The organism is Devosia faecipullorum (genome assembly GCF_015158295.1).
GTDB lineage: Bacteria > Pseudomonadota > Alphaproteobacteria > Rhizobiales > Devosiaceae > Devosia > Devosia faecipullorum.
On sequence record NZ_JACDXV010000008.1, the window covers coordinates 36,873 to 58,313 of the forward strand.

General features: G+C 61.9%; 16 protein-coding genes. 12 read left to right on the forward strand and 4 right to left on the reverse strand.

From position 1 onward, the window contains the following. Nucleotides 1–188 precede the first annotated feature (188 nt). Complete coding sequence (locus H0482_RS14860; protein WP_193730850.1) at nt 189–1,049, forward strand: DUF6232 family protein; 861 nt, start codon at nt 189–191, stop codon at nt 1,047–1,049. A 21-nt stretch (nt 1,050–1,070) separates the two neighbouring features. Here H0482_RS14860 and H0482_RS14865 read toward each other — a convergent pair whose 3' ends face one another. Next, a complete protein-coding gene (locus H0482_RS14865) occupies nt 1,071–2,456 on the reverse strand; it encodes an MDR family MFS transporter (RefSeq protein ID WP_193730851.1) in 1,386 nt (461 codons plus the stop codon). A 33-nt stretch (nt 2,457–2,489) separates the two neighbouring features. Continuing rightward, complete coding sequence (locus H0482_RS14870) at nt 2,490–3,878, reverse strand: DHA2 family efflux MFS transporter permease subunit (protein ID WP_193730852.1); 1,389 nt, start codon at nt 3,876–3,878, stop codon at nt 2,490–2,492. Between the two features lie 277 nt (nt 3,879–4,155). On the opposite strand from H0482_RS14870, the gene guaB reads away from it, so the two are divergent. The 5 genes from guaB (at nt 4,156) to H0482_RS14895 (ending at nt 10,825) form a co-directional block, all read left to right on the forward strand. Continuing rightward, nucleotides 4,156–5,658, forward strand: coding sequence for an IMP dehydrogenase (guaB, locus tag H0482_RS14875; RefSeq protein WP_193730853.1), 1,503 nt, complete (start codon nt 4,156–4,158; stop codon nt 5,656–5,658). Between the two features lie 100 nt (nt 5,659–5,758). After that, nucleotides 5,759–7,048, forward strand: a complete 1,290-nt coding sequence (locus H0482_RS14880; RefSeq protein WP_193730854.1) for an RsmB/NOP family class I SAM-dependent RNA methyltransferase — start codon at nt 5,759–5,761, stop codon at nt 7,046–7,048. Nucleotides 7,049–7,134: 86 nt separating this feature from the next. Continuing rightward, nucleotides 7,135–7,617, forward strand: coding sequence for a TspO/MBR family protein (locus tag H0482_RS14885; protein WP_193730855.1), 483 nt, complete (start codon nt 7,135–7,137; stop codon nt 7,615–7,617). 65 nt (nt 7,618–7,682) lie between these two features. Next, nucleotides 7,683–9,254, forward strand: coding sequence for a glutamine-hydrolyzing GMP synthase (gene guaA, locus H0482_RS14890; RefSeq protein ID WP_210319200.1), 1,572 nt, complete (start codon nt 7,683–7,685; stop codon nt 9,252–9,254). 221 nt (nt 9,255–9,475) lie between these two features. Continuing rightward, the gene (locus H0482_RS14895; protein ID WP_193730856.1) at nt 9,476–10,825 is read left to right on the forward strand and encodes a tyrosine-type recombinase/integrase; all 1,350 of its coding nucleotides are present in this window, start codon (nt 9,476–9,478) and stop codon (nt 10,823–10,825) included. A 1-nt stretch (nt 10,826) separates the two neighbouring features. Here the strand turns inward: H0482_RS14895 and H0482_RS14900 are convergent, their stop codons facing one another. After that, nucleotides 10,827–11,057 (reverse strand): helix-turn-helix transcriptional regulator, encoded by a 231-nt coding sequence (locus H0482_RS14900; protein ID WP_193730857.1) that lies wholly within the window; start codon nt 11,055–11,057, stop codon nt 10,827–10,829. 137 nt (nt 11,058–11,194) lie between these two features. Beyond that, complete coding sequence (traA, locus tag H0482_RS14905; protein ID WP_193730858.1) at nt 11,195–14,164, reverse strand: Ti-type conjugative transfer relaxase TraA; 2,970 nt, start codon at nt 14,162–14,164, stop codon at nt 11,195–11,197. Nucleotides 14,165–14,345: 181 nt separating this feature from the next. Between traA and H0482_RS14910 the strand changes: the two genes are divergently transcribed. The 6 genes from H0482_RS14910 (at nt 14,346) to H0482_RS14935 (ending at nt 21,348) form a co-directional block, all read left to right on the forward strand. Then, nucleotides 14,346–14,672 (forward strand): conjugal transfer protein TraD, encoded by a 327-nt coding sequence (locus H0482_RS14910; protein WP_193730911.1) that lies wholly within the window; start codon nt 14,346–14,348, stop codon nt 14,670–14,672. A 1-nt stretch (nt 14,673) separates the two neighbouring features. After that, on the forward strand, nt 14,674–14,916 hold the full coding sequence (locus H0482_RS14915; protein ID WP_193730859.1) for a conjugal transfer protein TraD: 243 nt from the start codon (nt 14,674–14,676) through the stop codon (nt 14,914–14,916). 284 nt (nt 14,917–15,200) lie between these two features. Beyond that, nucleotides 15,201–15,398, forward strand: coding sequence for a type II toxin-antitoxin system prevent-host-death family antitoxin (locus H0482_RS14920; RefSeq protein ID WP_230989681.1), 198 nt, complete (start codon nt 15,201–15,203; stop codon nt 15,396–15,398). After that, the gene (locus H0482_RS14925) at nt 15,388–16,944 is read left to right on the forward strand and encodes a type I restriction-modification system subunit M (protein ID WP_193730861.1); all 1,557 of its coding nucleotides are present in this window, start codon (nt 15,388–15,390) and stop codon (nt 16,942–16,944) included. The genes H0482_RS14920 and H0482_RS14925 overlap by 11 nt, the downstream gene beginning before the upstream one ends. Next, nucleotides 16,941–18,176: a restriction endonuclease subunit S gene (locus tag H0482_RS14930; RefSeq protein ID WP_193730862.1), complete on the forward strand. Its 1,236-nt coding sequence runs from the start codon at nt 16,941–16,943 to the stop codon at nt 18,174–18,176. Before H0482_RS14925 ends, H0482_RS14930 begins: the two co-directional genes overlap by 4 nt. A gap of 1 nt (nt 18,177) precedes the next feature. Beyond that, nucleotides 18,178–21,348, forward strand: coding sequence for a type I restriction endonuclease subunit R (locus H0482_RS14935; protein ID WP_193730863.1), 3,171 nt, complete (start codon nt 18,178–18,180; stop codon nt 21,346–21,348). Nucleotides 21,349–21,441: the final 93 nt, after the last annotated feature.

A 21,441-nucleotide genomic window follows, 5' to 3' on the forward strand; every position in this document is an offset into this window, starting at 1 on the left:
GCGCCGCTGACGAAGCGCCAAACTGCGATTGAAGGCGTCCAGATATTGCGGCGCAAGGGGAATGCGCTCGGCCCCGTGGCGGCTTGGTGCTCACGCCATCCGGCAAATGATGGCGGCCAAAAAATAGTTTCATATTAAAGTCTTACGCGATAATCCTGTCCGCATTTCGCGAGAGTGGGGTGGGGGACATGGAAATAACGAGCGACGCGATCAAGCTGAACAACCAGATCTATCCGACGAAAAACATTTCATCGGCCAGGATGGTGGAGCGGCAGGTTACCGATTTCGACAAGGGTGCCGCCTATTTCTGGCGCTTGCTCAGGCTGGGCATTGTCGGTGTTGTCTTGATTTTCTTCGCGGTTCAGTTTGTCAATTCTTACGCCCGGCAAAGTGCGCTGGCGCCTCTCTATTACGTTCCCGGACTGGGAGAACTGGTTTGGACACTGGATCAGTTCATTCCGCTGATCCTGGGCGTTGCCGGCGCATTCCTTGTCCTGCGAGGCTTGAAACGTCGCAGGAAAAAGGTGCAGGAATATGGGGTTGAATTGCTGAGCAATTCCGGCGGCATGACCCTGTTCTGGTCACGTGACCTCAGTTTCATGGAAGCAGTGCGCGATCTGGTGTTTCGCGCGCTGACGACTTCGAGCAGCGCCTTCAGCTACAATATCAATATCGACCAGCGGAAGATCGAGGACAATTCGATCAATGTCACGGACAATTCCGTCGTCAATAATTACGATTACTCGGTTCGGTTCGAGCGCTATGACGGCCTTTCCAGCGAACAGTTGAAATTCCTCAATGGAGAGTTCAATGCGGCGCTGACCGAGCTTGGGGGCGTTCTGGCCAAGGGCAGCCACAACGAGGAATTGGAAGCCGAACTGAAAAATCTTGTCGGGGTGCTGCGCTCGCAAAACCCTGAAAAAGGCAAGCTGCGGGCGGCATGGGGCCGGCTGAAAGGCATGTGCGACGTGTGGGATACCGGCGCCACCATTGGCACGATTGTCTCTACGGTCGGCATGGGCGTCACGACGTTGCTCAACGTTATCTGAGAGCCTGACAACCGAGGTTCATCAATGCATGCGCGGGCCGCCGATCAATTGGTGGCCCGCATTTTTCGGCAATCGCAGCAAGAGCAGCGTCGATATCGTGCCCACGCCGGCGACGATGAAAAACGCGGCGTGGAAATCCAACAGCGCCAGTTCAGCGCCGCCGCGCAGGCGATGGGACAGCTCCAGCAGGCCCCCGCCCAGCGCCACGCCCATGGCGAACATGAGCTGCCCCCAGACCTGGCTCATGACATTGGCCTGGCCCGCATCCTTGTCTTCGATATCGGCGAAGGTGAAGGCGTTGGAGCCGGTCCAGTACGTCGATTGCCAGAAGCCGGTGAACACCAGCATGGCGAGGATCAACGGGATCGGGGTGTCGGGCGTATAAAAGCCCATGGCGAGGATGCCGGCGGCTGAAATGGCGGTGGAGATCACCAGCGGATATTTGAAGCCCCAATGGGCAAAGATCCAATTGGCGGCAAATTTGGCCACCAGCGCCCCCACCGCTCCGGCAAAGGTCACCATGCCGCTTTCGAACGGCGACAGTCCGAAGGCCAGTTGCAGCATCAGCGGGAACAGGAAGGGTGTCGCGCCTTGGCTCAGGCGGAAGAACGTGCCGGCCACCAGCGCAATGCGGAAATTGCGGACCTTGAGCAATCGCAGGTCAAGCAGCGGGTAGTCGCTGGCCAGGGCGTGGCGGATATAGAAATAGGCCAGCCCGATGCCCGCCGCAGAGGCGGCGATGCCATAGATCGGGGGCAGGGCCGGCAGGCTCACCACCGAACAACCAAAGGCGAAGAGCGCAAAGGCCAGTCCAGCCAGCACAAATCCCTTGCCGTCGATCCTGCGGGGCTGGTTGCGCGTCTCATTGGGCAAGGCCAGTCCCACCAGCATGATTCCCAGCACGCCGATGGGAATGTTGATGATGAAGATCCAGTGCCAGGAGAAATAGGTGGTGAGAAAACCGCCGAAGGGCGGGCCCACGATAGGGCCGATCAGCCCGGGAATGGTGAGCCATGCCATGGCATCCACCAGTTGATGGCGCGGGGTCATCCGCACCAGGACCAGACGCGCCACCGGCCCCATCATCGCGCCTCCCATCCCCTGCACGAAACGGGCAATGACAAAGGCGGTGAGGGAGCCGGAGAAGGCACAGCCGATTGATCCGACCATGAACACCAGCATGGCCACGCGGAAGACGCGCCGCGCTCCGAACCGGTCGGCCATCCAGCTCGAAATGGGGATGAAGATGGCGAGCGCCACCAGATAGGCGGTCAGCGCCAGCTTGAGCGAAATGGGATCGGTGCCGATATCGCCGGCAATGGCCGCCAGCGAGGTGGCGATGACCGTGGAATCCATGTTCTCCATGAACACGGCAGTGGCCAGGATCAGCGGGATCGTACGGGACAATGCTCCTCCGGGCCGTCTCGAGCGGCCTTTGCGTTAGCTTTCGGCCTTGTGGCCGGAAACATTGCCGCCGGCGTCGGACGGCAAGCGGAAAAAAGTGGTGCCTGCCAGCGCGCTCATGCCGCCGACAGCGAAAAACGCGATCTGAAAATCAAGCAGCGTCAGCACGCCGCCATTGATGGCGCTGGAAATTTCGAGAATGGCGCCGGCCACAGCCACGCCGAAGGCAATCGAGATTTGTTGAGCTACCGCGACGATGGCGGTTGCCTGGCTGGCTTCCTCGTCGGAAATGTCGGCATAGCCGATGGCGTTCGTGCCGGTGAAGAACATCGACCGCAAAATGCCCCCGCCGATAAGCACCATCATCATCACCGGAACGGAAGTTTCCTGCGTGAACAATCCCTGCGCCGCGATCAGCAGGCCACCGAAGACGGCTGCAAAGCCGAGCACGCGCGGAAAGCCCAAGCGGGCGAAAATGCGCTCCACGATGAATTTGCTCATGATGGCGCCGATGGCGGATACGAAGGTAATCGCGCCCGATTCGAACGGGTTGAGGCCGAAGCCGAGCTGAAGCATCAATGGCAGAAGGAACGGCACGGCGCCGACCCCGATGCGGAACAATGACCCGCCGATGATCGAGGTGCGGAACAATTTGTGTCGGAACAGCCGCGGATCGAGCAGCGGGTATTTCGTCTTGCGCGCGTGGAGCAGGTAGAGGACGCCCGCCGTCGCTCCCACGGCCAGGGTCAGATATCCGTAGATGATCGGCAGGGCTGGCAGGCTGACGACCGAGAGGCCGAAAACGAGACCCGAAAATGCGACGCCAGCAATGAGAAAGCCCACGAGATCGACCGGGCGTGGCGTACGTTCGTCCGGTACCCGCAGATAGATGCCGGCCAGGATGATCCCGGCAATGCCGATGGGAATGTTGATCCAGAAAATCCAGTGCCAGGAGAGATAGGTGGTGAGGAACCCGCCGAGCAGCGGCCCGGTCACCGGCGCCACCAGGGCCGGAATGGTGAGCCAGGCCATGGCGGCCACCAGTTCGTTGCGCGGTGTGGAGCGGACCAGCAACAGCCTGCCCACCGGGGTCATCATCGACGAGCCGATCCCCTGGAAGAAGCGCGAGATGACGAAGGTTTCGAGCGAGAAGGAGAAGGCGCAGGCCAGCGAGCCGAGCATGAAGACGAAGATGGCCAGCCGGAAGATATTCTTAGCCCCGAACCGGTCCGCCATCCAGCCGCTGATGGGAATGAAGATGGCCAGCGCCACGAAATAGGCGGTCAGGGCCAGCTTGAGCGCGATCGGCTCGGTGCCGATATCGGCCGCGATTGCCGGAAGGGACGTCGCGATCACGGTGGAATCCATCTGTTCCATGAACAGCGCCACCGCCAATATGAGCGGAGTAATGCGGATCGGGGGCATTTAAACTGGAAATCAGCGGCCAGAACTGAACCGCATCAGCACTATGCAGCGCTTCGTGGCGCTTGGCCAGTCAAACCTAATGCTTATTGCACGAGCCCGGCCATCTGTCTTCCCGGAAAAAATGCAGGTGTTCCGTGCGGGCCAATCCAGGGTAAACCCCTATGCAGCGGACCGTCCCGGTGCTATTGACCCTCGCCAACCTGAACCCGCGCTACTCATGGGCCGGTTCATATTCCAACATATCTGGTTCTTATCAGAAGGCAGGAAGGGTCTGGCCTTGGCGAAGATTATTACCACCATCACCGGCGATGCGGCGCTCACCTTTGACGACGTGCTGCTGCAGCCGGCGCGCTCCGACATCCTGCCCACCGAAACCGACATTTCCACCTATGTCACCAAGGACATAGCGCTCAACCTTCCCATCCTTTCCTCGGCCATGGACACGGTGACCGAAGCCAATATGGCCATTGCCATGGCGCAGGCCGGCGGCATGGGCGTCATCCACAAGAACCTGACCGCCGCCGAACAGGCCGAGCAGGTGCGGATGGTGAAGTCCTTCGAATCCGGCATGGTGGTGAACCCTATCACCATCGGCCCCGACGCGACGCTGGCCGACGCGCTGGACTTGATGCAGAAGAGCCGCATTTCCGGCATTCCCGTCGTCGAGAATGGCGGTCATGGCGGTCGCGCCATCGGCAAGCTGGTCGGCATCCTGACCCACCGCGACGTGCGCTTCGCCAGCAATCCCAATCAGCCGGTATCCGAGCTGATGACGCATCAGAACCTTATCACGGTGCGCGAAGGCGTCTCCAAGGACGATGCCAAAATCCTCCTGCACCGTCACCGTATCGAGAAGCTGCTGGTGGTCGATGAGCACAATCGCTGCATCGGCCTTATCACCGTCAAGGACATCGAAAAGGCCCAGCTTCACCCCAATGCAGTCAAGGACGAGCAGGGACGCCTGCGCGTCGCCGCCGCTTCCACCGTGGGCGATAACGGCTTTGAGCGCTCGCTGGCGCTGATCGATGCCGGGGTGGACCTGCTGGTCATCGATACCGCGCATGGCCATTCCGTCCGCGTCGCCGAAGCGGTGGAGCGGGTCAAGCGCGAGAGCAATTCCACCCGCATCGTGGCCGGTAATGTCGCCACCGCCGAGGCCACCAGGGCGCTGATCGATGCCGGAGCAGACGCGGTCAAGGTCGGCATCGGGCCAGGCTCAATCTGCACCACCCGCATCGTCGCCGGGGTGGGCGTGCCCCAGCTCGCCGCGATCATGGCCTGCGCTGATGAAGGACATAAGTCTGGCGTGCCGGTCATCGCCGATGGCGGGATCAAGTTCTCCGGCGACCTGGCCAAGGCCTTGGCGGGCGGCGCCTCCTGCGTCATGGTCGGCTCGCTCCTCGCCGGCACCGACGAAAGCCCCGGCGAGGTCTATCTCTATCAGGGTCGTTCCTACAAATCCTATCGCGGCATGGGCTCGGTCGGGGCCATGGGGGCTGGTTCGGCCGACCGCTACTTCCAGCAGGATGTGCGCGACCAGATGAAGCTGGTGCCCGAGGGCATCGAAGGTCAGGTGCCCTATAAGGGCTCGGTGGGTGCGGTGCTGCATCAGCTCGCGGGCGGGCTGCGGGCGTCGATGGGCTATACCGGCGCGCACAATCTCAAGGATTTCCGGGAAAACGCCACCTTCGTGAAGATTTCCGCGGCAGCGCTGGGCGAAAGCCATGTCCATGACGTGACCATCACCCGCGAAGCTCCCAATTATCGCAGCGGGCGTTAAACCCCACCAGCAGATCGTCACCCTCGGGGCAAGCCCGAGGGTGACGCGCCGGTTTATTTCTGGCTATCGTGCCTGACTATTGCTCCCCCGGAGTCCCGATATGCGTTTTCCTGGCCGATTGTCCGCCGCCATCGAAGTCCTCAGCGACGTGGAGCAGCGCAAGCGCCCGGTTTCGGAGGCGCTGAAGGCCTGGGGGCTGAACAATCGCTTCGCCGGGGCAGGGGACCGCGCCGCCATCGGCAATCTGGTCTATGACGCGCTGCGCCGCCGCGCCTCCCATGCTTTTGCCATGGGCAGCGACAGCCCGCGCGCACTGGTGCTGGCCGTGGCGATGCGCGATTGGGGCGAGACGGCGGAAAGCCTCACTGAAGCCTTTGCCGGCGATAGCCATGCCCCCGCCCCGCTGACTCCGGAAGAGATGGCGGGAGCCGCCGCCGATCTCTCCGCTGCCCCCGAGGCCGTTCGGGCCGATTTTCTCGATTGGCTCGCGCCTTCGCTGGAGCGCGCCTTCGGGGCCGATTGGGTGGAAGAAGGCGAGGCCATGGCCGGGCGGCCTTCACTCGACCTGCGGGTCAATGCGCTCAAGGCCGCGCCGGAAAAAGTCATGAAGTCGCTGGCGCGCTTCTCCCCCCAGCCCACCGCCATCGCGCCCTTCGGCCTCACTCTGCCTTCCGGTCCGCGCGACGCCCGCACCGCCAATGTTACGACCGACGAGGCCTATCTCAAGGGCTGGTTTGAAATACAGGATCAGGGCAGTCAGATCGTTGCTGCCCTGGCCGGCGCAAAAGAGGGCGAGCAGGTGCTGGACCTTTGTGCCGGGGCAGGGGGCAAGACCCTCGCCCTTGCTGCCATCATGGGCAATTCCGGCCAGATTTTCGCCTATGACAGTGACCGCAAGCGTCTTGCCCCGATCTATGATCGGCTCAAGCGCAATGGCGTGCGTAATGCTCAGGTGCGCGCGCCCAATCCCGGCGCGCTGGATGATCTCGTCGGCAGAATGGATCGCGTGGTCGTCGATGCTCCCTGCACCGGCGCCGGCACCTGGCGCCGGAGACCCGATACCAAGTGGAAGCTTTCCGCCGACCTGTTGGCACAGCGTCAGTCGGAACAGGCGGCGCTGCTGGTCGAGGCGGCGCGCTATCTCCGTCCGGGCGGCACGCTGGTCTATATCACCTGCTCCATCCTGCCCGAGGAAAACGACGAACAGATCGTCGCGTTTCTGGAGCAACAGCCCGACTTTGAAACGCTCGATCTGGCTACGGCCTGGCGCAGCGCGCTGATCACCGAATTGCCCGAGGGGCTTGCCACCTCCGGCGGCGGCCTTTGCCTGACACCACGCCGCAGCGGCACGGATGGCTTCTACTGTCACCTGCTGCGCAAGGCCGCCTGAGCGCGCGACATTGGCGCTGGAGTGAACCGCTGGTCACATCGCTGCGTTGTGGAGGTAACGACCTCAACAATTCAGGATGCGCCGATATGAACATTGCCGCCACCGACTATCGCAGTCCTCAATCCTATGTCGCTCTTGCCGTATTTCTGGTGTTGGTGATCGGCATCGGCGCCTTGATCGGCACACAATCGGTCCCCGGCATCTGGTACGAAAATCTCGCCAAGCCGCCGCTCAATCCGCCTAATTGGATCTTTGGGCCCGTCTGGTTCACTCTCTACGTGTTGATCGCCATTGCCGGTTGGCGCATCTGGATCAAGGCCCCGCGCTCCGGGGCCATGCGCTTCTGGGTGTCGCAGATGCTGCTGAACTGGGCCTGGTCGCCGATCTGGTTCCTGGCGCAGCAGCCTTGGCTGGCCTTCGTCGTCCTGGTCGCCATGTGGCTTTCCATTGCCGGCTTCATCGCCGTCAGCCGCAAGCATGACGCTCTCGCGCCTATCCTGTTCGTTCCCTATATCGTCTGGGTCAGCTTTGCCGGCTATCTCAATCTCTCAATTGCCCTGTTGAATTGAACTGCATGGCGGCTGCGCGCCACGCGCCGCTTGCGGAATCTGCGTGGTGGAGCTAAAGCCCCGCCATGCAGCACCCAGACATTTCCGCCCGCAACGACACCATCCTGATCGTGGACTTCGGATCGCAGGTCACGCAGCTGATCGCGCGACGCATCCGCGAGACCGGCGTTTATTGCGAAATCCATCCGTTCCAGTCAGCCGGCGCAGCGATGGTTGCGCTCAATCCCAAGGGCGTGGTGCTCTCGGGTGGGCCCGCATCGACGCTGGATGAGGGCGCGCCGACGATCGATCCGGCCATCCTTGCGGCCGATGTGCCGATCCTGGGCATCTGCTACGGCCAGCAGGCGCTATGCGTGGCTTTGGGCGGCAAGGTGGAAGCGGGGCATCACCGCGAATTTGGCCGCGCCGAACTGACGATGCAGCAGGCCAGTTCGCTGACCGATGGGGTCTGGGACATTGGCGATGGCCACCAGGTCTGGATGAGCCATGGCGACCGCGTCGTGGCCCTGCCGGAAGGCTTTGAAGTCGTCGGCACTTCGCCCAACGCACCCTACGCCATGATTGCCAACGAGGCCCACCGCATCTGGGCCGTGCAATTCCACCCTGAAGTGGTGCACACGCCGGACGGGGCGAAGCTCTACGTCAATTTCGTCCACAAGATTTGCGGCATCGCGTCCAATTGGACCATGTCGGCCTACCGCCAGAAGATGATCGAGAAAATCCGCGAGCAGGTCGGCTCCGGCAAGGTCATCTGCGGTCTCTCGGGCGGCGTCGATTCATCGGTCGCAGCTGTCCTCATCCACGAGGCCATCGGCGACCAGCTCACCTGTATCTATGTCGATCACGGCCTGATGCGGCTGAACGAAAGCGAACAGGTCGTCACCATGTTCCGCGACCAGTTCAATATCCCGCTGGTCCATGTCGATGCCAGCGCTAAATTCCTTGGCGAACTGGAAGGCCAGACCGATCCCGAAACCAAGCGCAAGACCATCGGGCGCCTGTTCATCGAGGTCTTCGAGGAAGAGGCGAAAAAGCTCGGCGGCGCCGATTTTCTGGCTCAGGGCACGCTCTATCCCGACGTCATCGAAAGCGTTTCCTTCACTGGCGGCCCCTCGGTCACCATCAAGAGCCACCACAATGTCGGCGGCCTGCCCGAGCGCATGAACATGCAGCTGGTCGAGCCGCTGCGCGAATTGTTCAAGGACGAGGTCCGTGTCCTGGGGCGCGAACTGGGTATTCCGGATAGCTTCATTGGCCGCCACCCCTTCCCGGGGCCGGGCCTCGCCATCCGTTGCCCCGGCGGCATCACTCCCGAAAAGCTCGATATTCTGCGTCAGGCCGACGCCATCTATCTCGATGAAATCCGCAAGTCGGGCCAGTATGACAAGATCTGGCAGGCTTTCGCCGTGCTTCTGCCGGTGCAGACCGTGGGCGTCATGGGCGATGGCCGCACCTATGAATTCGTCTGCGCCCTGCGCGCCGTCACCTCGGTCGATGGCATGACGGCCGATTTCTACGCCTTCGACATGAACTTCCTCGGCAAGACCGCCACGCGCATCATCAACGAAGTGCGCGGCATCAACCGGGTGGTCTATGACGTGACCAGCAAGCCCCCCGGCACGATCGAGTGGGAGTGAATTAGGGTGGTTTCAGACCATTCCGCTCCGTGCCGGAAATCGCACGAACTCTTTGACTGACAAGGATTTTTCTTCCTACCCCGTATCGCTGCATGTCACCCCAACCCAGCCACTTTGTTGGTAGCGATGTTGGTATGGCGCAGGATGGTCGAGAAACGGGCTTTCGCTACCAACAACCTCCTTTGTTGGTATGCGTTCGCCCCCAGACCGGATGCGGATTTATGGGCGATCTCACTGATAAAGAACTGAAAAATCTGAAGCCGAGGGCCAAGCTCTATAAGGTGACTGACCGCGACGGGATGCACGCGGCCGTCACGCCGACAGGGGTCATCTCGTTCCGGTATCAGTACCGGGTGAACGGGCGGCAGGAAGTCTTGACCATCGGCCGATATAGCGCCGAGGCGGCGCGCAAGCTGACACGCACGCCCGATGCGCTGGAATACGGAATGGAGGTGTCGCTTGCGGAGGCGAGGACGCTACTGGCACGCGCCCGCCGTCAGGTCGAGCGAGGGGAATCGCCGTCGAAAGCAAAGGTGGAAAAGCGCACCGCGTCAGCCGCAGCACTGACTTTCGGCGGATGGGCGGAAGCCTATTTCAAGCACAAAGCTGATCCCAAGTCGGGAGCCGAGAAACTGGCTGACAGCACCTTGGCGATGCGCCGATCCGTCTATGATCGCGCCATTGCAGGCGCGTTGTCGAAGCTCAAGCTGGCGGAAGTGACGCCGCAGCGCCTCAAACGCCTATGCGACGAGGTTAAGGAGAAGCGCGGCCCGGCCGTCGCCGTGCATGTCCGCGAGGTCGTATTGCTGGTGTTCCGTCACGCCCAAGGAAGTGGGCTGGATGTGAGCAACCCGGCCGAGTCGATCCGCACCAGCGCCATCGCCACGTTCGAGCCGCGCGACCGCGCCCTTTCGCCATCCGAGGTCCGCGCGGTCCTGACGGCTTTGGATCATGTGGCGGCGGCTCCCACGCTACGTTCAGCGGTGAAGTTTGTCCTGCTGACCGGCGTCCGTAAGTCGGAGTTCATCGACGCCACATGGAAGGAAATCGACTTCGCCACCGCGCGGTGGACTATTCCGGCAGAGCGCATGAAGGCCGGCAAGGCGCATGTCGTCCCGCTGAGCGATCAGGCGCTCGACATTCTGACGGCGTTCCGCACCATGTTCGGTGCCAGCCGATACCTGCATCCCGGCCGGTACGATGGCGATACGCCGATCAGCAACGCCACACTCAACCGTGTGATCGACACGGTTGTAGAACGTATCCGGGAGACTGATCCTGACTTTCAGAGCTTCGGTGTTCACGACCTACGCCGCACGTTTTCGACCGGCCTAAATCGCGCCAAGTTCGATGATCGTTGGATCGAGATGAGCTTGGCCCATGCGCCTCGGAACCGGATCGCGGCGATCTACAATGTGAACCGCTACCTCGCCGAGCGGAAGATCATGATTCAGTGCTGGGCTGACATGCTCGATGCTTGGGTGAAGGGCGAATCCGCGAGGGAGCTGATCGCCGACGCGAAGCGACGTGCCGCCGAAGTCCATGATGATGAACTGGACGACGATCTCTGAACTACATGCGGCCCGCGCCCATTCTGTCAGCCGTTGTCATTGGTGGCCGCCAGCCGGCAGGATCGGCGATCCAGCGGTCAATGTCGGATTCATGCCATCCTGCGCCGTTGATGCTGATCCTAAGTTGGGGCGGGAACGTGCCCTCGGCGATCTTGCGGTAGATGGTGGACCGCGACAGGCCGGTGCGGGCGAGAACGGTTTTCAGGCGGACGATACGGTCTGGTTGACGCATGGCTGCGCTGCCTCCTGCTGGTTGTTTCTGACGATCGCAGAGACCAGTGAGAGCAACGAATTATCATTGTGCAATAGATATTTAGGTGTCGTAGTAGTGTGGCGTAGAAACGGCGGTAAATAGGATGGTTCTACGTCCTACAATCCGATGCTCCTTCCCCTGCCGAGGCCGTGACTGAGGGCGAGTTGCCGACCAAGCCTCATCCCTGATTCGAAATCCATGCTGATGCCGAGTTGTCGCTTGCGTCCCTCAAGAACGGACTCAAGCTGCGCATCGCGTTCGAGGCTCATCGCCATGTTGCCCATCTCCGCCCGCGCAGCGCGATAGCCGGAATAGTTGCCCTCCGCATATTGACGCTCGCTGGTCTGTTTGAGGTCGCGAAAGCGTTCGACAAAACGGTCGGCTCGGCGCTCCGGGCTGGTCCGAATCTCGGTTTCCAGTTGCAGGGCACGGATGGCGCGACTGACCTTGCCCGATCCCGCCTCATGGGCAAGGCTCTCATCCTTGGCATAGGCCGCTTCCGCGTCCTGCCAACCGTAGGGCCGCACCGCATCGAATGCCTTGCGGGCATCGATCAGTTCATCCCATTGCGCGGGGCTGGCCTTGCCCTTGGCATCCTCGGCATCGAAGACCTGGCCAACGGCATGGGCATGGCGAATGAGCGCCATTCTGCGCGCGTGGCGTAAGGCATCTTCTGGATCGATCCCGGCGTCCTGTGCTACCGCCTCGATTTCCTGCCTGATCCCCCTGCCTGTCGTCTCCCTTTCCGGCCCTTCTGCGCCGTCGCGGGGTTCGCGCACGCTGAAGATGATGTCGCCGATCCGGTCGATGGCGGTGCTCGGCGCGCGCGCCTGTCCAACCGAGACATCGCGCTCAGGCAAGGTGATGCCGCGCCGTTCGGCGTAGTTCTGCTCGGGCTGATAGTCAGTCGCCATGTCCTTGGCGCGGTCGCGCGAGAGGGTATTGATGAGCTTGTCCTGACTGGCGAAGTCATCGCGACCGTAATGCAGATCCATGCCGTCGCGGTGGCGCGACAGGGCGACATAGCTGCCGTGGGCGTTCAGTCCCGGCGTCGCCAGCACATGGGTGCGGTCCACCGTCATGCCCTGCGCCTTGTGTATCGTGGCGGCATAGCCGTGATCGATGCAGTCGTAGTCCTTGAGGTCGAAGGCAATGGAACGGCCATCGTCGGTCTGGACCGTCATGCTCTGCGCGTTAACCTGTTCGATGGTCCCGAGCGTGCCGTTCTTGACGCCAAGCCCGCGTTCGTTTTGCAGGAACATGACGCGGTCCCCGGCGGCGAAGCTGCGTTCGCCGCGCTCGACCGTGACGCGCACGTCCTCGCCAAGATTGTCTGCTGCCCGCATCCTGTCGCGGGCGGCCTCGTTGAGTTCGCGCACCTCGGCATTGGTGTGGGTAAGGATGATGCGGCTGCTGTCCGGTGACGCCTGCCGGTCGCGGTCCCAGCGGTCGATCAGATCGCCGCGCGCCTGTTCGCGGGTTTCGGCGGAATGCACCATGTCGTGACGGTCATAAGCGGCGATGGCATTGCCCGCCCTGCCGCTGGCCAGATCGCGCGTGGCGTCCCGCTGCCAGTCCTCGCGCTGGCGGCGCACTTCATGGATTTCGACGCCGCCGTGGCGCTCGTGGATCGAGCGAAACGCCGCACCCGCCTCGATGGATTGCAACTGCTGCGGATCGCCGACCAGCACGACCTTCGCACCCGCATCGGCGGCATGGGATAGGACGCGCTCCAACTGCCGTGTGCCGACCATGCCCGCCTCGTCGATGACAAGCACATCGCGCGACGTGAGCATGTCGCGGCCCTGCTGCCAGCCATGTTCCATGCTGGCGATGGTGCGGGACGCGATGCCCGATCCGCTTTCCAGATTCTCCGCCGCGATGCCGGATAGCGCCACGCCTCGGACTTCAAAGCCGGACGCCTCCCAAGCCTCGCGCGCCACGCCCAACATGGCGCTCTTTCCCGTCCCGGCATAGCCGACGACAATGCCAAGGTCGCGCCCGTCCGTGACCTGCGCCAGCGCATTGGCCTGCTCGCCGGACAGGACAAGGCCGCGCTGCTCGGCGCGGGCAAGAGCGTCGAGTCTGTCTTTCTCGCTGACTTCGTGCCGTTCCTTTTCGGCCATTATTTCCGCCGCGCGATGCAGGCGCTGTTCGGCCTCGATCATGTCGCGGGTTGTGAACCGATCCTCGCCGCGTCCGTCCTGCCCAAGCTCGACCAGATCGGGCGAACCGCGCATCGCACCCATCACCTCGTTGAACTGATCGATGCCGTCACTGTGCCGGTGCGCGAACATCGCCATGTCGCGGCGCGTGAAGGTCGATTGCTGCTGCGTGATCGCGTCCAGCGCAACGGAAGGATCGGTGATGATCCGCGCGCCGTTGTTCCGCGCGATCTCGCGGTGCATGTCGGCACGGTCTGCGACTTCAACGCCGTCACCCTCGATCCGTTGGGCGGGTGCGCCGATCTGGCTTTGCGGTTCAAGCCCGATCCCCTGCGCCTCAAGGCTGCGATGGTCGATCCGCGCGTCTATGTCGAGTTCGGCAAGGCGCTCGTTGACGTGTTCGGCCCAACGCTCGCGCCATTGCTCGACCATCTCCGTGCGGTTCCAGTCGCGGACCTTTTTGCCGAAGCCGTCTTCATCGACTTCGCGCATGGTGAGCATGACATGAGCATGGGGTTTGGGCATCCCGTCCTCGCCAATGTCCCAATGCACATTCAGATCGGCGATCATGCCCTGATCGACAAAATCGACCTGCGCAAAGTCTCGGGCAAGTTCGATGCCCTGCGCCTGCGTCATCTCGCGCGGAATGGCGAACTCGACCTCGCGGGCAAGCTGGGCGTCCTTTCTGAGCTCGAACGCCTCGACATCGTTCCAGAGCCGTTCGCGGTCGCTCCATGCCTCCGGTGCGTTCTCCGGCAGCAGGATTTCGGAATGGACGACGCCGCGCTTGTTGGAAAAGTCCTGCACGCGGTCGATGCGTTCGTCACGCAGGCGCGAGCCTGAGCGGTAGGCGGCAGAGGCTACCGCGCTGCTTCCGGCCTTGCGGCCGATGACCTTGACGTGAAGATGATAGATCGCCATCGCGATCAAGCATTGGCACGGTCAAGCGCACGTCGGAACGACGTATAAGCGCGCCCTCCCTCGAAAAAATCTCGGGATGGAGCGGCCCGTGCCAGACCGTCCCGGCAACATTACTGCGTTTTGCCGCCTTCGCAACTATCCTTACTGCATCAACCACTTGCGACCGGGAAAGGACACGGCAATGCGAAAACCACGGGACTATGATGCGGAACTGAAGGCGCTGGAAGACAAGGCGCGCGAACTGAAAACTCGAAAGGTGCAGCAACTTGGCGAACTGGTGATCGCCACGGGTGCCGATGCGCTCACTGCCGACGAACTGGCCGGTGCGCTGATCGTGCTGGCGGAAACGACCGATGCCGGAAAGAGGGAGGCATGGGCCAAGCGCGGGGCCGCATTCTTTCAAGGCCGGTCGCGGCGATCATCACCAACGCCTGACCGCGATCACGGCAGCGCTCAAACGCAATCGGGCGGCGCGCAACCGGCATCAGGCGCAGCGGGCGCGACATGACATGCGGACGTGGCAGGTCGAGCGTCGCAAGCGAACGCGGCATCTGATCGAACTCGGCGGCCTCGTCGTCAAGGCGGGCGTTGTCGAACTTACCGGCGATGACCGCGCCATTATCTACGGGGCGATGATCTGGATGGCCGAAAAACTCAACAGCGAGGACAGCGAACGGGCGCGCGAACTGTGGGCAGGAAAGGGGAAAGAAGCGTTCGAGTCTGAGCGCGACAGCATCGCCGGGAATGCCTAGATTCCGAAACGCTCCCGTACTTCTTCCGCCTTTGGTCTTTCGTCGCCATCGTCGAATCATCAAAAAAATCGGCTTTCAAGGCGGATTCCTCGATATGATGCTGTTGCTTGCCGAGGCGGCACCACGCCACTCTGCGTTAGCGAAAGGGCGGCGCGGAGCCCTCACACAGCGTAGCGGTGCCCTTTCGCGGGACACGATCCACAATGTCAGTGCAAGCATTGCCATTAAGAGCCATTTTGTCCTAAATGGACTATCGAAATGCGGCGGGACGGACCATGAAAACCATGTCGGCGCGGGAAGCGAAGAACGGCTTCGGTCTGCTGATCGACACGGCGCGAGCCGAGCCTGTGCGAATCGAAAAACACGGGCGCGGCGTCGTAGTGGTCCTGTCCGTGGAAGAGTACGAACGCCTTTCCGCGCGGTCCAAAACTGAGTCTGGGTCCCGAGTTCCGGTAGTCCAGGGGGATAACATTGAGGATTGACCTGCAAGACCTTTCCCGGCGCCTGTTCCAGACGGCGAACCAGCTTTGGACCAATACGGAGTTGCGGCCGGATCAATATGCGCAGCCGGTGCTGGCGCTGATCGCATTGCGGCAGATGGAGGCGCGGTTCGATCTGGTGGATGCGGAACTGCCCCGAGGCGGGCGGCTGGGCGATCCTGTTCCTGCCGATTACCACGCCAAGGGCGCGATTTTCCTGCCGCCGCACGCGCGCTTTTCCTACCTGCTCGGCCTGCCGGAAACGGAGAATCTGGCAGAGGCGCTGAATGAGGCGATGAAGGCCATCGCCGAGCATAACCCCGATCTGGCGGGCGTGCTGCCGCAGGGTTACGGCTCGCTGCCCAATTCGGTTCTGCGCGAGCTGCTGCGGCTGTTGCAGCCGCTCCAGATCACCGGCGACGCTTACGGGCTGATCTTCGAATATTTCATGGGCGAGTTCGCCAGCGCCTTCATGCAGAAGGGCGGGGAATATTTCACGCCATCCTCCATCGTGAAACTGATCGTGGAAGTGATCGAGCCATACCACGGCAAGATTTTCGATCCCGCCTGCGGCTCCGGCGGGATGTTCGTCCATTCCGCCGAGTTCGTCCGCCGGCATAATGAAAACCCGGCTCGCGCCATCAGTATCTACGGCGTGGAGAAGATGGCGGACACGCAGAAGCTCTGCCGCCTCAATCTCGCGGTCCACGGGCTCAGCGGCGATGTGCGGGTAGCGTCGAGCTATTATGAAGACCCGCACCATATGGTCGGCACCTTCGATTTCGTGATGGCCAATCCGCCCTTCAACCAGAAAGAGGTCGATCAGGCCCGGCTGGTGAACGAGGCGGGTGCGGTGGACGCGCGCTTCAGTCTGGGCATCCCCACGGTCAACAATGCCAACTACCTCTGGATCGGCCTGTTCGCCGCCGCGCTGAACGAAAAGGGCCGCGCCGGCTTCGTGATGGCCAATTCCGCCAGCGACGCGGGCGGCTCCGAACGGGAAATGCGGCGCAAACTGATCGAGAGCGGCGCGGTCGATGTCATCATTTCAACGTCGCCCAATATGTTTTTCACTGTCACTCTGCCAGTGACCCTGTGGTTCCTCGACAAGGGGAAGAAGGGCACTGATCGCGCCGACGAGGTTTTGTTCATCGACGCCCGCAATATCTTCCGCCAGTTAACGCGCGCGCATCGCGACTTCACGCCCGACCAGATCGAGCTGCTGGGCAATATCGTACGGCTGTGGCGTGGCGAGGAGGAGGAGCTGGAGGTTGGCAGCGGCCCGGAAATGACCCGGCTTTTCGGAGACGATAGTGGCTATCGGGACATTCCCGGCCTCTGCAAAGTGGCCACCCGCGCCGAGATCGCCGCGCAGGACTGGAGCCTCAATCCCGGTCGCTATGTCGGCGTCGCGCCGGGTCAGCAGGTGGAGGATGAGGACTTCCGTGAGCGGCTGGGAGCCTTGCAGGAGGAACTGGAAGGGTTGAACGCCGAGGCAGCGCGCTTGCAGGATGTGATCGCGGTGAATGTGGCCGAGGTGCTGGCGTGAGTGAGTGGCGGACTTACCGTATTGCTGACCTTGGCCGCATAGTGACCGGGAAAACGCCTCCTTCATCGCAACCGGAACTGTTCGAAGGGGACATCCCGTTCATAACCCCAAGCGATATGGCTTACGACCATCGCAACATCTCAACCGAGCGTTTCGTTTCGACTGATTGGGACAGCAAAAAGAGGACCTTATTGCCGGCAAGGGCAGTCTGCGTCGTCTGTATCGGCGCGACGATCGGCAAAATCTGTATGACGAGCAAGCCATCTCAGACCAATCAGCAAGTCAACAGCGTGATTGTTGACCCTGATCGTTTCGATCAAGGGTTTGTCTATTACGGACTGCGAACGAAAGCCGACGAATTGGTGGCTCGTGCAGCGGGTGCGGCCACGCCGATCATTAACAAGACAGCGTTTTCCGAGGTGGAGATTGACGCACCATCTCTCCCCACCCAGCGCCGCATCGCGTCAATCCTCGGGACGTATGACGATCTGATCGAGGTCAACCGGCGGCGGATCGCGGGGCTGGAGGAGATGGCGCGGGGGCTGTTCGAGGAATGGTTCGTCCGCTTCCGTTTCCCCGGCCATGAAGCGGCATCCATCGAGGATACCCCCGATGGGCTTTCGCCGCAGGGATGGGCCTTTGATACTTTGGGCAAAGTCGCAGCGATCAACGCCGCGTCGTTGAAGCCCACCGCAGCACCTGCTGAAATCGGCTATATCGACATCGCTTCGGTATCACCGGGCCAGATTAACGCCATCAACCATATGCCGTTTTCGGAAGCGCCAGGGCGGGCACGTCGGCTGGTCAAGGACGGCAGTATCTTGTGGTCAAACGTCCGACCGAACCGGCGCTCGTTTGCGCTGGTCCTTGATCCTGCACCTGAGATCGTCGCCTCGACGGGCTTCACCGTGCTGGATGCAAAGGAAACCTCATTCACCTATCTCTACCATTGGGTCACGACCGAAAACTTCACAGGCTATCTGGTTGGAAACGCCCAAGGCGCGGCCTACCCTGCGGTCACTGCGGCAACTTTCGAACGCGCGATCGTGTTGTTGCCTCCCAGCGATCTTGTCGGCCGCTTTACGGACTTTGCAGAGCCAATGCTGCGGTTGTGTGATGATCTGCGGAAATCCAATGTGTGCCTCGCCGCCTCCCGCGACCTCCTTCTCCCGCGTCTGATCTCCGGCCAGCTTTCCGTTGCGCAGGCCGAGCGCGAACTGGAGGCCGCCTGACATGACCCCGCCTTCGCTCGCCAGCCAATTCTCCGAAGACGACGCGGTGGAGCAGCCGGCGCTGGCGCTGTTGCAGCAACTCGGCTGGCGGCATCTCAATCTGATGGAGGAGACGCCGGGGCCGGAGAATCCCACTGGCCGCACCAGCTTTCATCAGGCTTGGCTCCCCGCCCGGCTAAAGGCCGCGCTCGCCAAGCTCAACCCCGGCCTGCCGGCGGAAGCCCTCGCGCTGGCCGAGGCGGCGTTGACGCAGGACCGCTCAGCCCTTTCCCCCATCGCCGCCAATCGTGAGTTCCACCATCTGCTGCGCGAGGGTGTACGGGTGGAGGTGAAGAACCCCGAGAACGGTAAGGCCGAAACCCTCACCGTCCGCGTAATCGACTGGAAGGATACGGGGACGAATGATTTCCTCGTCGCCAGCCAGATGTGGATTCAGGGCCTGCTGCACAAACGACGCCCCGATACCGTCGGCTTCGTCAACGGCCTGCCGCTGCTGCTGGCGGAGTGGAAGGCGTTCTCCAAGCCGGTTTTCAACGCTTACGATGAAAACCTGCGCGATTATCGCGACACCATCCCGCAATTGTTCCCCTTCAACGGCTTCGTGATCCTCTCCAACGGCCATGAATCGCTGATGGGCGGATCGCATACCGATTTCGACTTCTTCGCCCCGTGGAAAAAGCTGGAGGAGGACGGGCCGGAAGACCCTAGCCTCGCCACCATGCTGCGCGCCACCTGCGAACCCGCGCGTTTCCTTGACCTGATCGAAAGCTTCACGCTTTTCGATGAGGCCAAGGGCGGCTTGCGGAAGGTCGTCGGCAAATATCATCAAGTGCTGGGCGTGAACCGGGCCATGTCGGCGGTGGAGCATGTTGCCGCCAACAAGGGCCGCCTCGGCGTATTCTGGCACACGCAAGGTTCCGGCAAGAGCCTCTCCATGGTGATGTTCGCGGAGAAGGTGCTGCGTCGCCTGGGCGGCAACTACACCTTCGTGATCGTCACCGACCGCACCGAGTTGGACGACCAGATCGCCGGGCAATTCGCCAGCACCGGCGCGCTCACCAAACAGATCGACCAGGCGCAGGCTGGCGGCCGTGTGCATCTCAAGGAATTGCTGGCAGGAAACGAGCGTTACGTCTTCACGCTGATCCAGAAATTCTCGACCGCCGACCGGGAAGCGATGCCGGTGCTTTCGGACCGTTCCGACATCATCGTCATCACCGACGAAGCGCACCGCAGCCAGTATGACCAGTTGGCGGCGAACATGCGTGCCGCTCTCCCCAACGCGGCCTTCATCGGCTTCACCGGGACGCCGCTGATCCAGGGCGAGGAAAGCCGTACCCGCGAAGTGTTTGGCGATTATGTCTCGGTCTATGATTTCGCCCAGTCGGTCCGCGACGGGGCGACGGTGCCGCTCTACTACGAATCGCGCAAACCCGAGCTTCAGCTCAACGCTGGCGAGTTGAAGGAAGAACTGGACGAACTTCTCGACGAGGTGGAGCTGAGCGAGGAGCAGGAGAAAAAGCTCCAGCGAGAATTCGGCCGGCAATATACCCTCATCACCAACCCGGACCGGCTCGACAAGGTGGCCGAAGACGTGGCGCTGCACTTTGCCATGCGCGGCTATCGCGGGAAGGCGATGTTCGTCGCCATCGACAAAGCGACCGCCGTTTCCATGTATGATCGGGTGAAATTGGCTGTCGCCCGCTTGATCGCGGCGGACGAGGCGGCACTCAAGACCGCGCATGAGGCCGAGGGGGCGGCGATTGCCGAGCGGCTGCAATGGCTGCGCGAACTGGATATGGCGGTGGTCGTCAGCCAGGGGCAGAACGAGGTGGACAACCTCCGCAAGAAGAGTCTTGACATCCTTCCTCATCGTGAGCGGATGCAGAAGGAAGACCTGGAGGAGAAGTTCAAGGACAAGAACGATCCGCTGCGGCTCGTCTTCGTCTGCGCCATGTGGATCACAGGCTTCGACGTGCCCAGCATCGGTACCGTCTATCTCGACAAACCGATGAAGAACCACACGCTGATGCAGACCATCGCGCGGGCCAACCGCAACGCATCGGGCAAGACCAGCGGTGTGATCGTCGATTATGTGGGCGTGTTTAACAATCTGCAAAAGGCGCTGGCGATCTACGCCGGCAGCGCGGGCGGCGGCGAAAAGGACGAAACGCCGATCAAGGACAAGGCGGCGCTGGTAAAGGCGTTGGAGGACGTGCTGGATCAGGCTGGCGCCTTCGTGCAGCCGCTCGGCATGGATGTTTCGGCGATCATGGCGGCGGATGCGCTCTCCCGGCTTGGCCTGATAGCAAAAGCGGTGGAGGTGCTGGTCGCGCCCGACGAGCGGCGGCGCGAGTTCGGGCGGCTCGCGGGCGCGGTGACGAAAGCCTACAAGGCGCTGTTGCCCGACGAACGGGCCGCGCCTTATCTGAAGCCAGTCGCGGTGTTCCACATGCTGGCCGATGCGGTAAAGGCGAAGCTGGGGCCGGCGGACATCTCCGCCATCCAGGCTAAAATCGCCGAATTGCTCGACGACAAGCTGGAAGGCGTGGCGATCTTGACGCCCATTGTCGAGGGCGCAGGTGCGGAGGGGCGCGTCGACCTTTCCGGCATCGACTTCGGCAAACTCGCCAAGCTTTTCGAGAAAAGTCCCAAGGTCGCCACCGAACGGTTGCGCGAGGAGGCCGAGGGGAAGGCCCGGAAGCTGGCCGAGGTGAATCCCACCCGCGCCGATCTGGTCGAGAAGCTGGAAAAGCTCGTTGCCGAATACAACGCCGGCTCCATCGACGCGGAAAAGTTCTTCGAGGCACTGAAGGATTTCGTCGCTGGCCTTGACGAGGAAGAACAACGGGCGGCTCGCGAGGGGCTGACCGAGGACGAATTGGCGATCTTCGACCTGCTCACCACGCCGGAACCGCAGCTTACCACGGCGCAGGAGGCCGAAGTAAAGCGGGTGGCGCGTGAGCTGCTGGCAAAGCTGCGCGGGCTGGTCAATACGATAGATTGGGTGCGCGGGCAGGAAACCCGAGGCGCTGTGTTCAGCGAAATCCGGGTGCGGCTGAACGAATTGCCCGAGGAGCCTTATCCGCAGGCACTATGGGACGCCAAAGTGGCGCAGGTGTGGAACTTTGTGTTGAGGCGGTATGCTGATAGTAGGGTATTGGGTTGGTAATGGTTGGCAAGGAATGCAGTAGGTTTCTGAAAGATGCAGAGTCTGCCAGCCTCCAAACTGCGCGTACAAGGTGGCAACTATACTCGCTCTCTC

Bases quoted from the DNA above. Each gene is read 5' to 3' on its own strand.
- H0482_RS14860 (WP_193730850.1), top strand. From the start codon at position 189: ATGGAAATAACGAGCGACGCGATCAAGCTGAACAACCAGATCTATCCG.
- H0482_RS14870 (WP_193730852.1), bottom strand. From the start codon at position 3,878: ATGCCCCCGATCCGCATTACTCCGCTCATATTGGCGGTGGCGCTGTTC.
- H0482_RS14880 (WP_193730854.1), top strand. From the start codon at position 5,759: ATGCGTTTTCCTGGCCGATTGTCCGCCGCCATCGAAGTCCTCAGCGAC.
- H0482_RS14885 (WP_193730855.1), top strand. From the start codon at position 7,135: ATGAACATTGCCGCCACCGACTATCGCAGTCCTCAATCCTATGTCGCT.
- guaA (WP_210319200.1), top strand. From the start codon at position 7,683: ATGCAGCACCCAGACATTTCCGCCCGCAACGACACCATCCTGATCGTG.
- H0482_RS14895 (WP_193730856.1), top strand. From the start codon at position 9,476: ATGGGCGATCTCACTGATAAAGAACTGAAAAATCTGAAGCCGAGGGCC.
- H0482_RS14900 (WP_193730857.1), bottom strand. From the start codon at position 11,057: ATGCGTCAACCAGACCGTATCGTCCGCCTGAAAACCGTTCTCGCCCGC.
- traA (WP_193730858.1), bottom strand. From the start codon at position 14,164: ATGGCGATCTATCATCTTCACGTCAAGGTCATCGGCCGCAAGGCCGGA.
- H0482_RS14910 (WP_193730911.1), top strand. From the start codon at position 14,346: ATGCGAAAACCACGGGACTATGATGCGGAACTGAAGGCGCTGGAAGAC.
- H0482_RS14915 (WP_193730859.1), top strand. From the start codon at position 14,674: ATGCGGACGTGGCAGGTCGAGCGTCGCAAGCGAACGCGGCATCTGATC.
- H0482_RS14920 (WP_230989681.1), top strand. From the start codon at position 15,201: ATGTCGGCGCGGGAAGCGAAGAACGGCTTCGGTCTGCTGATCGACACG.
- H0482_RS14935 (WP_193730863.1), top strand. From the start codon at position 18,178: ATGACCCCGCCTTCGCTCGCCAGCCAATTCTCCGAAGACGACGCGGTG.